Source organism: Cellulosimicrobium protaetiae, assembly GCF_009708005.2.
Lineage (GTDB): Bacteria > Actinomycetota > Actinomycetes > Actinomycetales > Cellulomonadaceae > Cellulosimicrobium > Cellulosimicrobium protaetiae.
Map to the genome: position 1 here is coordinate 1,430,485 of NZ_CP052757.1, position 15,199 is coordinate 1,445,683.

Consider the following 15,199-nt stretch of genomic DNA (forward strand, 5'->3'; position numbering starts at 1 on the left):
GCGCCCGTGCACGACGACGTCGCCCCTCGCCGACCCTGGTACGCCGCGGCAGCGGTCGCGGTCCTCCTCGCGACCGGGCTCGGCGTCGCCGCCGGGCTGGGCGACGTCCTCGCCGTCGAGGCGGAGCCGGCGGTCGCCGCGCCCGAGGAACCGGCCGCCGCACCACGGACGCCTGTCGCGGAGGTGCCCCCGGTGTCGGTCGTCGCGCTGCCCGACGACAGCCTCAGGCTGTCGCTCGCGGCCGACGCGCTCGTCGCCGCGCTCGCCGGCCGTGGGCGCGACGCCGAGGCGCGGCGGGGCGCCGGGGGAGCGGGCGACGGCGGCGCGGCGGCCGGTGAGCTGCGCGTCGTGACCGGCGTCGACCTCGGTTCGGACGACCCCGAGGCGTACCGCGTGACGGTCGTCGCGGACGGCTGGCGCCTCGAGGCGGCTGATCCTGCCGGCGCCGCGCACGGTCTGTACGAGGTCGCGGACCGCGTGCGCACGGGCCGGGTGGCGCTCCCCGCCGGGGCCGGGGACCCGCAGGACGGCGCGGTGCGCGAGCCCGCGCTCGGCATGCGGCTCGTCGACAAGGGGGCGACCGGCATCGAGCCGGACGCGCAGGGGTGGCGCGAGGGCGATCCTTACTCGCACAACGGGGGGTCGTTCGCCGACGCGATCCTCTCGGAGGCCCCCTACGTGGACGACGCCGCGCTCGCCGACGACGCGGCGGACCTCCGGGGCTACGTGGCGACCCAGCTCGCGCAGGGGTTCAACGGGGTCGTCGTCCCGGGGTTCCTGGAGTACGTCACGTTCGACGGGGTGGGCGACGGGCACGGCGTCTACCCCGTGGGCGACGAGCACCTCGACCGCGCGCTCGCGATGCGCGAGGGGTTCGGCCCGCTGTGGGAGGACACGGACGAGGCGGGCATGGACGTCTACCTCCAGACCGACATGCTCATGCTCAGCACGCCGCTGCGGGACTACCTCGACGGACGCGGGCTGGACGTGCACGACCCCGAGCTCTGGGACGTGTACGCCGCCGGCCTCGACGAGCTGTTCACCGCGATGCCCGCGGTCGACGGGATCATGGTCCGCATCGGGGAGGCCGGCCGGATCTACGACCTGCCCGGCTGGGACTACTGGTCCGAGCTCGCGGTCACGGACGAGGAGGCGGTCCGGGCCATGCTCGGGGCGTTCACGCGCGTCGCCGAGGAGCACGGCAAGGACGTCATCTTCCGGTCGTGGACGGTCGGTGTCGGCGCCGTCGGCGACCTGCACACGAACCCCGAGTCGTACGAGAGCGTGCTCGCCGGCATCGACTCGCCGTCGCTCGTCGTGTCCACGAAGCACGTCGCCGGCGACTTCTACTCGTGGTTGCCGCTCAACCCGACGCTGGAGGTCGGGACGCAGCGCCGCATCGTCGAGCTCCAGTCGCGGCGCGAGTTCGAGGGCTTCGGCGCGCTGCCCAACGACCTCGCGCCCGCCTACGCCGCGGCGCTCGACCACTACCTCGCCGCGAACCCGGGCGTCGAGGGCGTGTGGGCGTGGGCGCAGGACGGCGGTCCGTGGAAGGCCGGGCCCATGAGCCTGTACCGCAAGTCCGGGTTCTGGCAGCTCTACGACCTCAACACGTACGCCGCGGCCCGCCTGGCCGTCGACCCGGGCACGGATCCCGGGGAGATCACCGCCTCCTGGGCGCGGGCGACGTTCTCGGACGACCCGGCGACCGTCGCGGCGGTCGGGGAGGCGATGGCCCGCTCGCGCGACGCCGTGCGGCAGGGGCTGTACATCGAGCCGTTCGCGGAGAACCGGGTGCGGGCGCTCGGGCTCGAGCCCCCGCCGATGATGTGGATCTTCGAGTGGGACATCGTCTCCGGCGACGCCGCGGCGCTCGACTCGATCTCGTCGATCGTGGGCACCGACCCGGAAGACGTCGAGGCGGCCGTCGCCGAGGGGCGCGGCGCGGTGGAGACCGTCGAGGAGATGCGCGCGCTGGTCGACGGCACGGACCCGGCGACGTGGCGCGACGACGGGCTGCGGACACAGCTCCTCGACGCGATCGACTACGAGGTCGACCTCTTCACCGTGCTCGCCGACTACCGCGAGGTCGTGCTCCAGCACGGGCGGTGGCTCGCGACCGGTGACGGCGCGGCCCGCGCCGCGTGGGACGACGCCCGGGTCCGCTTCGAGGCGTCCCGGTCCGCGCACGTCGAGCAGTACGGGGACGACCTCTACCTGCCCGCGTACACGTTCACCGCCGCCGACCTCGGCCTGGAGCGCGCCGGGCGGGACCTGCCCGCCGCGTGGGCCGCACGGGCGCTCGGCGTCCTGCTCGTCGCCGCGCTGCTCCTGGGCACCGCACCCGGGCAGCGCCTCCTCGCGCGGCTCGGCCGTCGCCGGCCGTCCGGTGACCCAGGCCCGGCCGGGCCGGTCGCCGGCGGTCTCGCCCTGCGCGCGCTGTGGCTCGGCGCGACCCGCCCGTGGCGCGTCGCCGCCGCCGTGACCGGCGCCGGACGAGCCGACCGCGTCGTCCTGCTGGTGCTGCCCGTGGTAGCCGTCGTGCTCAGCCGCGTCGTGTACACCTGGGCGCTCTCCTGGGTGCACCTCGCTCTCGTGCTCGGGGCGTGGGCGCTGTTCGTCGGCGTCCTGCGGCTGGTCGCCGGGAGGCGCGGCTCCCTCGCGCTCGCGGGCGCGGTCGGCGGCGCGGCGGTCCTGCGCACGGTCCTGCTGCTCGGGGCGCTCGTGCCGACGGGCCCCGGTGGGTACTGGTACGGGCTCTGGGCGGAGCCCGGCGCGCGGACGGCGTACGTGACGCTCGCGACGGCGGCGTTCGGGTGGGTCCTCGTCGCGGCGTGGTTCGCGCTGCGCTCGCTCGGCGCCGGGGTCCTGGCAGCGACGGGCCGAGTCCTCGTGGCGGTCGCGGCGCCGCTCGTCGTCGGTGGTGCGGTGGTGGCCTGGGTCGGGCTGGAGCACACGCTGACGGCCTGGAACGACCAGATGATGATCCTGCCGTGGGGGCTGTCGAGGATCCTCGGCCTCACCGTCCACCTGGGCATCCCCGCGGACCTCCCGGTCCTGGTCGCCGCGGCGGGCCTGGTGGTCGGCGGCGTCGGGGTACTGGCCTGGTGGCTCGGCCGACGGGTGCCCGGCGCCGCGTGACCGAATCGTGACCGCGTGACACGCGCCGTTAACAGCACGGGCAGATCGGGCGAAACACGGCGTCACTAGCGTCGACATCAGTGGGCACCCCCACGGGCACATGAACGTATACATGCCTGTACCCGGTGCTCCCGGCGAGCGACCGCCTGCCCGGCGGCCGCCGGCCTCCTGCTGAGAAACCTGCGGAGAACTCCGCTGTGCGAACCTCGCTGAAAGGACTCTCGTGACACCTTCACGCGCCACGACCCGTCTCGCCCCGGCCGCCGCTCTCGTCGCACTCGCGCTCACGCTCACCGCGTGCGGCGCGAAGACGGAGACCGGCGACGGCGCGAGCGCCGCGACCAGCGCCGCAGAGAGCTGCGTCGACACCTCCGGCGACACCGTCAAGATCGGCTTCCTCAACTCGCTCTCCGGCACCATGGCGATCTCCGAGCAGACCGTCGCCGACTCGCTCGCCCTCGCGGCGGAGGAGATCAACGCCGACGGCGGCGTGCTCGGCAAGCAGCTCGAGATCGTCCAGGAGGACGGCCAGTCCGAGCCCACCGTCTTCGCGGAGAAGGCGGAGAAGCTCATCACGAGCGACTGCGTCGCCGCGGTGTTCGGCGGCTGGACGTCCGCGTCGCGCAAGGCGATGCTCCCCGTCTTCGAGGCCCAGGACTCGCTGCTCTTCTACCCGGTCCAGTACGAGGGCCTGGAGTCGTCGCCCAACATCTTCTACACCGGCGCGACGACCAACCAGCAGATCGTCCCCGCGCTCGACTACCTCAAGGAGCAGGGCGTCGAGTCGATCTTCCTCGTCGGCTCCGACTACGTCTTCCCGCGCACGGCGAACAAGATCATCAACGCCTACGCGGAGGCCAACGGCATCGAGGTCCTCGGCGAGGAGTACGCGCCCCTGGGCCACACCGACTTCTCCACCATCGTCAACAAGGTGAAGTCCGCCGGCGCCGACGCCGTGTTCAACACGCTCAACGGCGACTCCAACGTCGCGTACTTCAAGGAGTACAAGAACGCGGGCCTCGGCCCGGACACGATGCCCGTCGTGTCGGTGTCGATCGCCGAGGAGGAGGTCGGCGGCGTCGGCGTCGAGAACGTCGAGGGCCAGCTCACCGCCTGGAACTACTACCAGACCATCGACAGCCCCGAGAACACGACGTTCGTCGAGGCGTTCCAGGCGAAGTACGGCGACGACCGCGTGACGTCCGACCCCATGGAGGCGGCGTACACGTCGCTGTACCTGTGGAAGGGCATGGTCGAGAAGGCGGAGTCGTTCGCCGTCGCCGACGTCCAGGAGGCCGCCGACGGTGTGACCTTCGACGCGCCGGAGGGCTCCGTCACCGTGAACGGCGACAACCACCACATCGCCAAGACCGCGCTCATCGGCAAGATCGGCCCCGACGGCCTCATCTACACCGAGTGGAGCTCGGGCGAGCCGATCGAGCCCGACCCGTACCTCGAGGGCTACGACTGGGCCGAGGGCCTCTCGTAGTGGGGGAGCTCCGCCGGGTGTGAGCCCGGCGGGGACCGGGGTGTGCGCGCCGGGTCTACCATCCGCCCGCTCGTTCCTCGCGGGCTCCGGTGTTCTCGGTCGGGATCCTCCTCCGTTCGCAAGCTCACTACGGAGTCTCCCTCGGCCAGACCCGGGCACGACCCGGCGCGCACACCCCGGTCCCCGCCTCTCCCGTCACCTCGCCGCACGCCTCACCCTGTCCACCTCGCACGCACTCACCGGAAGGCGTACCGCCCATGGATGTGCTGTTCTCGCAGCTCTTCGCGGGGCTGAGCCTCGGCTCGGTCCTGCTCCTCGCCGCCCTCGGGCTGGCGCTCACGTTCGGCCAGATGGGCGTCATCAACATGGCGCACGGCGAGTTCATGATGGCGGGCGCCTACACGGCGTTCGTCGTGCAGGGGGTCGTCGGGAACGCCGGCGTCTCGCTGCTCGTGTCGCTGCCGCTCGGGTTCCTCGTCGGCGGCCTGCTCGGCCTGCTGCTCGAGGCGACGCTCATCCACCGCATGTACAAGCGGCCGCTCGACACGCTGCTCGTCACGTGGGGCGTCGCGCTCGTGCTGCAGCAGGTCGCGCGCGACGTGTTCGGCGCGCCGAACGTCGACGTGCGCGCCCCCGCCTGGCTGAGCGGCGCCGTCGACCTGTTCGGCCTCGCCGTCCCGAAGACGCGCGTGTTCATCCTCGCGCTGGCGGTCGTCGCGGTCGTCGCGCTGGCCGTCGTGCTCAAGGTGACGCCGCTCGGGCGGCGGATCCGCGCCGTCGTGCAGAACCGCGACCTCGCCGAGGCGAGCGGCGTCTCCACGCGGACCACGGACCGCCTGACGTTCTTCATCGGCTCGGGCCTCGCCGGGATCGCGGGCGTCGCGCTCACGCTCCTCGGGTCCATCGGCCCGACGCTCGGCACGAGCTACATCGTCGACGCGTTCCTCGTCGTCGTCGCCGGCGGGATCGGCCAGATCAAGGGCACGGTCATCGCGGCATTCGCGCTCGGGCTGCTCCAGGCGACCTTCGAGTACTCCACGACGGCGAGCATCGCCAAGGTGCTCGTGTTCGTCGTCATCGTCGTCTTCCTCCAGGTGCGACCCCAGGGCCTCGTGTCGGTCCGGACGAGGAGCCTCGCATGAGCGCCGTCACGACCGGGAGCACGTCCCGGTTCTCCGCGCTGTACCGCTCGTCGCGCGCTCGCGTGATCGTCGGGTTCGCCGTCGCGGCGGTCCTGCTGTTCGCGGTCGCCCCCGCGACGCTCTCCACGTTCCGCCTCGGCCTGCTCGGCAAGTTCCTCTGCCTGGCGATGGTCGCCGTCGGCATCGGCCTCGCGTGGGGCCGCGGCGGGATGCTCACGCTCGGCCAGGGGGTGTTCTTCGGCCTCGGCGCCTACATCATGGCGATGCACCTCAAGCTCGCGGACGCCGGACCGGACGGGGTGCCGGACTTCATGATGCTCTACGGCTCGGGCGAGGTGCCGGGCTGGTGGGAGCCGTTCCGGTCGCCCGTCGTGACGATCCTCGCCATCGCGGTCGTGCCCGCCGGTGTCGCGGCGCTGCTCGGGTTCGCCGTCTTCACGCGGCGCGTGCGCGGCGCGTACTTCGCGATCCTCTCCCAGGCGCTCGCGGCGGCGTTCGCGATCCTGCTCATCGGGCAGCAGGCGACGACGGGCGGCACCAACGGCCTCAACGGGTTCCGGTCGTTCTTCGGGTACGACCTCGCCGACCCGGTGAACAAGCGCATGCTCTTCTTCATCGCCGCCGGGGCCCTGCTCGTCATGGTGGCCATCGCGCGCCAGCTCATGGTGTCCCGGTTCGGCGAGCTGCTCGTCGCCGTGCGCGACCAGGAGAACCGCGTGCGGTTCCTCGGCTACGACCCCGCGAAGGTCAAGGTCGTCGCGTACGCCGTCGCGGCGTTCATGGCCGCGGTGGGCGGCGCGCTGTTCGTGCCGATCGTCGGGATCATCTCGCCCGCCGACGTCGGCGTCGTCCCGTCGATCGGCTTCCTCATCGGTGTCGCGATCGGTGGCCGGGCGACGCTCCTCGGCCCGGTGCTCGGGTCGATCGCCGTGAGCTGGGCGCAGACGAGCCTGTCCGAGGCGTTCCCGTCCGGCTGGATCTACGCGCAGGGCGCGCTCTTCATCCTCGTCGTCGCGTTCCTGCCCGGCGGGCTCGCCGAGCTGTTCACGCGGTGGCGCCGCTCGCGCGGCGGCACCGTGCCCGACGGCGGTGCGCCCGTCCCGGTGGGCGGCGACGCCTCGGACGGGGGCCGCCCGGGCGAGCCGGACCCGGGCGACCCGACGGCCGAGGCGCCGACCGCCGTCGACCACGACCCCGCCACCCCCGGGAGGACCGCATGACCACGCAACCCACCGGACCGGCGTCGGGCACCGCGCGGGCGCCCGAGGTGGGCGCCGCCGTCCTCGAGACCGGCGTCGCGGGCGACGGGCTCGACCTCGAGGCCGCGCAGTCCGTCCTCGGCGTCGACGACTCGCGGTTCCGCCACGACTACCTCGAGGTGCGCGGCCTGCGCGTCGAGTTCGACGGGTTCGTCGCCGTCCAGGGCGTCGACCTCACCGTCACCGCGGGGGACCTGCGGTTCCTCATCGGGCCCAACGGTGCGGGCAAGACGACGATCGTGGACGCGATCACCGGTCTCGCCAAGGCGTCGGGGTCCGTGCAGTTCGGCGGGGTCGACCTGCTCGGCAGGAAGACGCACCGCATCGCGAGGGCCGGCGTCGGGCGCACGTTCCAGACGGCGAGCGTGTTCGAGGAGCTCAGCGTGCTCCAGAACCTCGACATCGCGGCGGGCGCCGGACGCGGCCCGCTCACGCTGCTGCGGCGTCGTACCTCGACGCCCGAGGCCGTCGAGCAGGCGCTCGAGACCGTGGGCCTCGCGCACCTGCGCGACGTCCAGGCCGGCATCCTCGCGCACGGGCAGAAGCAGTGGCTCGAGATCGGGATGCTGCTCGTCCAGGACGCGCGCCTGCTGCTGCTCGACGAGCCCGTCGCCGGCATGAGCCAGGCCGAGCGCGAGCAGACCGGCGAGCTGCTCCAGCGCATCGGCGCGCAGCGGACGGTCGTGGTCGTCGAGCACGACATGGAGTTCCTCCGGGCCTTCGCGTCCTCGGTGACCGTGCTGCACCTGGGCCAGGTGCTCGCCGAGGGCACGTATGCCGAGGTCCAGGCCGACCCGCGCGTGCAGGAGGTCTACCTCGGCAGCGCCGGCGCGACGCGCGGCGCCCGCCGCCGCACCCCGGGACGTGCCACGGGAGGTGACGCGGCGAGCGAGCCCGCGGCGTCGGCCACGGGGGAGCGCGCGACGAGCCCGGCGACCACCACGAACGACGACGAGGAGGCGTGATGCTCGAGCTCACCGGACTGCACGCGGGCTACGGCCGGACCATGGTGCTGCACGGCGTCGACCTCAGCGTGCCCGCGGGGGGCGTCGCCGCCGTGCTCGGGCACAACGGCGCCGGGAAGACGACGCTCCTGCGGACCGCGCTGGGGCTGCTCAAGGCCCGGTCCGGCAGCGTCGTGCTCGACGGCGAGGACGTCACCCGCCTGCCGACCCACCAGCGCGTGCGGCGCGGGCTCGCGTACGTGCCGCAGGGGCAGCAGTCGTTCGGCGACCTCACGGCGCGCGAGAACCTCCAGCTCGTCGCCGACACGTCGCGCGAGGGGCCGCGACGCCTCGACGAGGCCCTCGACCTCTTCCCGGCGCTGCGCGGGCTGCTCGGGCGGCGTGCCGGGCTCCTGTCGGGCGGGCAGCGGCAGCAGCTCGCCATCGCGCGTGCCCTCATCACCGGCCCGCGCGTGCTCGTGCTCGACGAGCCGACCGAGGGCATCCAGCCGTCGGTCGTCACCGAGATCGAGGACGCGATCCTCACGCTCACCGACGCGGGCGGGCTGTCCGTCCTGCTGGTCGAGCAGCACGTGGGGTTCGCGCTCGGCGCGGCGCGCGACTATGTCGTCCTGCAGTCCGGGCGCGTGACGAGCCGCGGCTCGGGCGGCGAGGCGGCCGAGGAGAGCGTCCGTGCCGCGATGGCGGTCTGACGGGTGCCGCGAGCAGGCGGAGGAGGCATGACGACGGCCGGGATGCGGGAGGATGGGACCAGGGCGGGACCGGACCGCGCGGCACGGACGAGCAGGAGACCCAGCATGGACATCGTGACCGCGACGCAGGCACCCGCGCCGTCCCTGCGCGAGGTCGTCTACACGCGGCTGCGCGCGGACATCCTCAACGGGCGCGTCGACCCGCGCGAGCGGCTCACCGAGCCCAAGCTGAGCAAGCGGTTCGAGGTGTCGCGCACCCCCGTCCGCGAGGCGTTGTCGCGCCTGCTGTCGGACGGCCTCATCGAGCGCACCGACTTCGGGTACGCCGTCGTCGTGCCGAGCCTCGCGGAGCTGCGCGACCTCTACGAGCTGCGGGTGACCCTCGAGCTGCGCGGCGTCGAGCGCATCATCGAGAACTCCGAGCTGCACTACGACGTCGAGGCGCTCCGCGACGAGCTCGCCCGGTGGGTCGAGCTGCGTGCCGCGCCGCCCGAGCCCGACCCGAGCTTCGTCCTCCTCGACGAGCGCTTCCACACGGTGCTGTCCCGCGCGGCGGGGAACGACCGTCTCACCGACGCCCTCGTCGAGGTCAACGAGAAGGTGCGTGCCGTCCGCATGTACGACTTCGTCGAGTCCGAGCGCATCCGCGTCACGATCGACGAGCACGTCGAGATCCTCGAGCTCGCGATCGCGGACCGGCTCCCCGAGGCGCGCACCGCGCTCCACCTGCACGTCGGCGAGTCGTTGGCCGTCGTGATGGAGCGTGCGGCGCGGGCGCTCTCGCGCATGGCGCTCGCCGGCTGATCTCTCCCTCCCGCACCGTTACGCGCGGTTAACCGGGGCCGACCTCGGGCGAAACACGGGCTTCCTAGCCTCGCAGCACTGAATACGTGGGTGTATACACCCCGTCCGCGCAGTGCTCGGAGCTGGAGGTCTCGATGTTCGACACGGTCCTGGTCGCGAACCGGGGGGAGATCGCGTGCCGGCTGCTCCGCGGCGCGCGCGAGCTCGGCATCCGCACCGTCGCGGTGTACTCCGAGGCGGACGCGGGGGCGCCGCACGTGCGGCTCGCCGACGAAGCCGTCCTGCTCGGGCCCGCCCCCGCGGCCTCGAGCTACCTCGACGCCCGCGCGGTGCTCGACGCGGCCCGGCGCACGGGCGCCGGCGCGATCCACCCGGGGTACGGCTTCCTGTCGGAGAACGCGGGCTTCGCCGCGGAGGTCGAGGCGGCCGGCCTGGCGTTCGTCGGCCCCACGCCCGAGCAGATCCGCGTCTTCGGCGACAAGGCGAGCGCCCGCGACGCCGCCCGGGCGTGCGGCGTCCCGCTGGTCGCGGGGACCGGGGTCCTCGACGGCGTGGACGACGCCGTGGCGCAGGCGGCCGTGATCGGGTACCCGGTGATGCTCAAGGCGGTCGGCGGCGGGGGCGGGATCGGCATGCAGGCGTGCCAGGACCCCGACGAGCTCGCCGCCGCCTACCGGCGGGTCGAGCGGCTGGCGGCGGCCAGCTTCGGCTCGGGCGGGGTGTTCCTCGAACGGTTCGTCTCCCGCGCCCGGCACCTGGAGGTCCAGGTCTTCGGCGACGGGCAGGGCCGGGTCGTGAGCCTCGGGGACCGCGACTGCTCGCTGCAGCGCCGGCACCAGAAGGTCGTCGAGGAGGCCCCGGCGCCCGGGCTCCCGGACGCGGCGCGCGCGGCCCTGCACGCCGGTGCCCGCGACCTCGCCGCCTCCGTCGGCTACCGCTCGGCGGGCACCGTCGAGTACGTGTACGACGTCGAGCGCGACGAGCTGTCGTTCCTCGAGGTGAACACGCGCCTGCAGGTCGAGCACCCGGTCACCGAGGCCGTCACGCGGGTCGACCTCGTGCACTGGATGCTGCGCCTGGCCCGGGGCGAGACCGTGCTCGACGGCGTCCCGGACGCCGGTCCGGCGGTGCGCGGGCACGCGGTCGAGGCGCGGGTCTACGCCGAGGACCCACGCCGCGACCACCGGCCGAGCGCCGGCCTGCTCACTCGGGTCGAGCTGCCCACGGGCGGCGCGCGCGTGGACACGTGGGTCGAGGCCGGGCAGGAGGTCACGACCCACTACGACCCCTTGCTCGCGAAGGTCGTCGTCCACGAGCAGGACAGGACGGCGGCCCTCGACGCCCTGGGCGTCGCGCTGCAGGCGTCGCACCTCGTGGGCGTGCAGACCAACCTCCCGCTGCTGCGGGCCGTCGCGGCGGACCCGGTGGTGCGCGCCGACGAGCACACGACGGGGACGCTCGCGCACGTCCGGGACGACGAGCCCTGGATCGACGTCCTCGCGCCCGGCGTGATGACCACGGTCCAGGACTGGCCCGGCCGGCTCGGGCACTGGGACGTCGGGATCAGCCCGTCCGGGCCGATGGACGACCTCGCGTTCCGGGAGGGCAACCGGGCGCTCGGGAACCCCGAGGGGGCGCCGGGCCTGGAGTGCACGCTCACCGGTCCCCGGCTGCGGTTCAGCCACGAGGCGCTCGTGTGCGTGACGGGGGCGCCCGCCCCGGTCACGCTCGACGGCCGTCCCGTCCCGCAGTGGGAGCCGGTCGAGGTCGCGGCCGGGGCCGTGCTCGACGTCGGCGCCCCGCACGACGCCGGGCTGCGGACCTACGTGCTCGTGCGCGGCGGGCTCGACGTCCCCGAGTACCTCGGCTCGGCGTCGACGTTCACGCTCGGCGGGTTCGGCGGGTACACCGGGCGCGCGCTCGCCCCGGGCGACGTGCTGGTCCCCGGCACGACCCCGGCGGTCGCCGCGCCGGGGCCCGTGCCGGAGGAGCGACGGCCCGTGCTGACCCACACGTGGGAGCTCGCGGTCCAGGAGGGGCCGCAGCCGGCGCCGTCGTACTTCACGCCGGCCGACATGGCGCAGCTGTACACCACGACGTGGGACGTGCAGTCGCACGCCAACCGCACCGGGATCCGGCTGTCCGGGCCCGCGCCGACCTGGGCGCGACCCGACGGCGGGGACGCGGGCCTGCACCCGTCGAATCTGCACGACAACCCGTACTCCGTCGGCGCGCTGAACGTGAGCGGCGACACCCCGATCCTCCTCGGGCCGGACGGCCCCAGCCTGGGCGGGTTCGCGTGCCCGGTCACGGTCGTGGCCGGGGCGCGGTGGAAGCTCGGCCAGATCCGGCCCGGCGACACGGTGCGCTTCGTCCCCGTGAGCGACGACGGGGCGCGACGCCTGCGGAACGACCCCTTGACGAAGGCGCACGGCCCCGTGCGCGGGGCGCTGCGCGCCGTGCCGTCCGACGACGGGGTGCTGGGCCGCCGGCCCGGCGACGACCGGCGACCTGCCGTGTCGTACCTGCGGGGCGGCGACGACAACGTGCTCGTCGAGTACGGCGACGCGGTGCTCGACCTCGGGGTGCGGCTGCGGGTGCACGCGCTCGCCCGGGCGCTGCGCGCCGCCGCGCCGGGCGGCGTGGTCGACGTCACCCCCGGGGTGCGGTCCCTGCACGTCCACGTGGACCCGGACGTCCTGCCCGTCGACCGGCTCGCGGGCCTGCTGGCGGAGCTCGAGGAGGACCTGCCGGCGGCCGACGAGCTCGTCGTGCCCAGCCGCCGCATCCATCTGCCCCTCAGCTGGGACGACCCGTCGATCCGCGAGGCGGTCGACCGGTACGCCGCCGGTGTGCGACCCACCGCGCCGTGGCTGCCGTCGAACGTCGAGTTCATCCGTCGCATCAACGGCCTCGCGTCGGTCGAGGACGTGCGCCGGACCGTGCTCGACGCCGAGTACCTCGTGCTCGGCCTCGGCGACGTGTACCTCGGTGCGCCGCTGGCCGTCCCGCTCGACCCGCGGCACCGCCTCGTGACCACGAAGTACAACCCGGCACGGACCTGGACGCCGTCCGACGCGGTCGGGCTCGGCGGGACGTACCTGTGCGTGTACGGCATGGAGAGCCCCGGCGGGTACCAGCTCGTGGGCCGCACGGTGCCGATCTGGAGCGGGCACCGGCAGCGCGGGGTCTTCGAGACCGGCGTGCCGTGGCTGCTGCGGTTCTTCGACCGGATCGTGTGGGAGCCGGTCGGGGCCGACGAGCTCGTGGAGCAGCGCGCCGCGTTCGCGGCGGGGCGGCTCGACGTGCGGGTGGAGGACGGCGAGTTCTCGCTGCGCGACCACCTCGCGTTCCTGGAGGCCGAGCGCGAGGACATCGAGGCCTTCCGTGCGCGGCAGGCGGACGCGTTCGCGGCGGAGCGGGCGGCGTGGGAGCGCAGCGGCGAGCTCGACCGGACGCGCACGGGGCCCGCGCCCGAGCCAGGGCCGGGGACGGCCGACGGCGCGGGCCTCGAGGTCCCCGACGGGCACCACGTGGTGCACGCCCCGATGGTGGGCAGCGTGTGGCGGGTCGCGGTCGGGCACGACCAGCAGGTCGAGGCCGGCGACGAGCTGCTCGTGCTGGAGGCGATGAAGCTCGAGCTGCGCGTCACCTCGCCTGTCGCCGGTCGGGTCGCGCGGCTGCTCGTCGAACCCGGGCAGCAGGTGACCCCGGGCACGGCCCTCGCGCTCGTCGCGCCCTGAGCGCTTCACCGCACCTGTCCACCTCTCCGCACGACCCATGGAGCACCCCCGGATGACGACGACGCTCGGCCCCACCTCGACCCGTGCCGCGGCCGCCCCCGCGACGGACCCCACGACCGCGGCCCGCTACCGGGTCCGGCGTGCCTTCGCGCGGATCGCGGAGGTGGACCGGCCCGAGGTGTGGATCACGCTGCGCGCCGAGGAGGACGTCCTCGCCGACCTCGTCGACGTCCACCGCAGGGCCGACGCCGGTCAGCGCCTGCCGCTCGCCGGCGTGCTGGTCGCGGTCAAGGACAACATCGACGTCGCGGGACTGCCCACGACGGCGGCCGCGCCCTCGTTCGCCTCGACCCCGGACGTCTCCGCGCCGTGCGTCCAGCGGCTCGTCGACGCCGGAGCCGTCGTGCTCGGCAAGACGAACCTCGACCAGTTCGCGACCGGGCTCGTCGGGGTCCGCAGCCCCTACGGCGCGGTGCGGCACGCGACCCTCCCGGACCGGGTCTCGGGCGGCTCGAGCTCCGGGTCCGCCGTGGCGGTCGCGCTCGACGTCGTCGACCTCGCGCTCGGCACCGACACCGCCGGGTCGGGTCGCGTCCCCGCCGCGCTGCACGGCCTCGTCGGGATCAAGACCACGGTCGGGCTCGTGCCGACCGACGGCGTCGTCCCGGCGTGCCGCAGCTTCGACGTGGTGACCACGTTCTCCCGCGACGTCGCCCTGGGCCGCCTCGCGACGTCGGTCATGACGCGCCCGGGTTCTCCCGCGGCGCGGTCGGCGCCCGCCGACGCGCGCCTCGGCCTGCGGTGGCGTCCCGTCGTGGCCGTCCCCGTCGCGGCGAACCTGGAGGCGCTCGACCCGGCCTGGCGCGAGGCGTTCGCGACCGTCCCGGACCGGCTCGCCGCGCTGGGGGCGGAGGTCGTCGAACGGGACGTCGCGCCGCTCCTCGACGCCGCCCGGCTGCTGTACGACGGCGCCCTCGTCGCGGAGCGCTACGCCGCCGTCGGGGCGGCGGTGGACGCGGGCGGTCCGGACCTCGACCCGACCGTCGCCGCCATCATCGGCGCGGGCCGCGACGTCCCCGCGCACCGGTACGTCACGGACCGCGCGGGCCTCGACCGGACCCGCACGGTGCTGCGGGACCTGCTCGACGGCGTCGACCTCCTCGTGACGCCCACGACCACGGAGCACCCGACGATCGCGGCCGTCCAGGCCGACCCCGTCGCGATCAACGCCCGGATGGGGACGTTCACGAACTTCGTCAACCTCCTCGACCTCGCCGCGGTCGCCCTCCCCGCGGGGGTCGAGGCGGCGGGGACGCCGCTCGGCGTCACGGTCCTCGCCCGGGCGTTCGAGGACGACCTCGCGCTCGACCTCGCCGCGCGCTGGCTGGGAGAGCCGACCGGGGCCGGCGAGGTCCCGCTCGTGAGCACGGCCGCCACGGCCCTCCTCGCGGTCTTCGGCGCCCACCTGCGCGGGCAGCCGCTCCACCACGAGCTCGAGGCGCTCGGCGCCCGGTTCCTGCACCCGGTCCGCACGAGCGCGCGCTACCGGTTGGTGGCCCTCGGCACGACGCCCCCGAAGCCGGGACTCGTGCGGGTCGGGACGGAGGGGGGCGCGAGCATCGCCGGCGAGCTCTACGAGATCTCGGTCGGTGGGCTGGGAGCGTTCCTCCGCGACCTGCCCGCGCCCATGACCCTCGGCGCGGTGACGCTCGACGACGGGTCGAGCGTCGTCGGGTTCGGGTGCACGCACGAGGCGGTCGCGGGCGCGCGCGACGTCACGGCGGCCGGGTCGTGGCCCGCGTACCTCGCGGAGCGGTCCGGCGCGGGGACGACGGGTGGTGCGTCCACCCCCTGAGCCCACGCATCCGTGGCCCCGGCCGACGAGATGACGAACTGTCCTGATCTGTCCGATCCGTGGACACGCCCTTCCCTCCGGGACTTCGCTGTGCTGAGGTAAGCCTCAG

At 74.4% G+C, this 15,199-nt stretch carries 9 protein-coding genes; all 9 read left to right on the plus strand.

Translation table 11 applies throughout. From position 1 onward, the window contains the following. Positions 1–6 precede the first annotated feature (6 nt). The 9 genes from FIC82_RS06170 (at position 7) to atzF (ending at position 15,090) form a co-directional block, all read left to right on the plus strand. A complete protein-coding gene (locus FIC82_RS06170; protein WP_168731551.1) occupies positions 7–3,141 on the plus strand; it encodes a hypothetical protein in 3,135 nt (1,044 codons plus the stop codon). Between the two features lie 223 nt (positions 3,142–3,364). After that, a complete protein-coding gene (gene urtA, locus FIC82_RS06175; protein WP_168731552.1) occupies positions 3,365–4,630 on the plus strand; it encodes an urea ABC transporter substrate-binding protein in 1,266 nt (421 codons plus the stop codon). Positions 4,631–4,887: 257 nt separating this feature from the next. Further along, positions 4,888–5,772, plus strand: coding sequence for an urea ABC transporter permease subunit UrtB (gene urtB, locus FIC82_RS06180; RefSeq protein WP_141390001.1), 885 nt, complete (start codon positions 4,888–4,890; stop codon positions 5,770–5,772). Then, positions 5,769–6,992 (plus strand): urea ABC transporter permease subunit UrtC, encoded by a 1,224-nt coding sequence (urtC, locus tag FIC82_RS06185; RefSeq protein ID WP_154797934.1) that lies wholly within the window; start codon positions 5,769–5,771, stop codon positions 6,990–6,992. The genes urtB and urtC overlap by 4 nt, the downstream gene beginning before the upstream one ends. Further along, positions 6,989–7,996, plus strand: a complete 1,008-nt coding sequence (gene urtD, locus FIC82_RS06190; protein WP_154797935.1) for an urea ABC transporter ATP-binding protein UrtD — start codon at positions 6,989–6,991, stop codon at positions 7,994–7,996. The genes urtC and urtD overlap by 4 nt, the downstream gene beginning before the upstream one ends. Continuing rightward, a complete protein-coding gene (urtE, locus tag FIC82_RS06195; RefSeq protein ID WP_154797936.1) occupies positions 7,996–8,688 on the plus strand; it encodes an urea ABC transporter ATP-binding subunit UrtE in 693 nt (230 codons plus the stop codon). The genes urtD and urtE overlap by 1 nt, the downstream gene beginning before the upstream one ends. A gap of 105 nt (positions 8,689–8,793) precedes the next feature. Beyond that, positions 8,794–9,492 (plus strand): GntR family transcriptional regulator, encoded by a 699-nt coding sequence (locus FIC82_RS06200; protein ID WP_154797937.1) that lies wholly within the window; start codon positions 8,794–8,796, stop codon positions 9,490–9,492. A 134-nt stretch (positions 9,493–9,626) separates the two neighbouring features. Beyond that, the gene (gene uca, locus FIC82_RS06205; RefSeq protein ID WP_154799910.1) at positions 9,627–13,235 is read left to right on the plus strand and encodes an urea carboxylase; all 3,609 of its coding nucleotides are present in this window, start codon (positions 9,627–9,629) and stop codon (positions 13,233–13,235) included. A 52-nt stretch (positions 13,236–13,287) separates the two neighbouring features. Further along, positions 13,288–15,090, plus strand: coding sequence for an allophanate hydrolase (gene atzF / locus FIC82_RS06210; protein WP_154797938.1), 1,803 nt, complete (start codon positions 13,288–13,290; stop codon positions 15,088–15,090). Positions 15,091–15,199 lie beyond the last annotated feature (109 nt).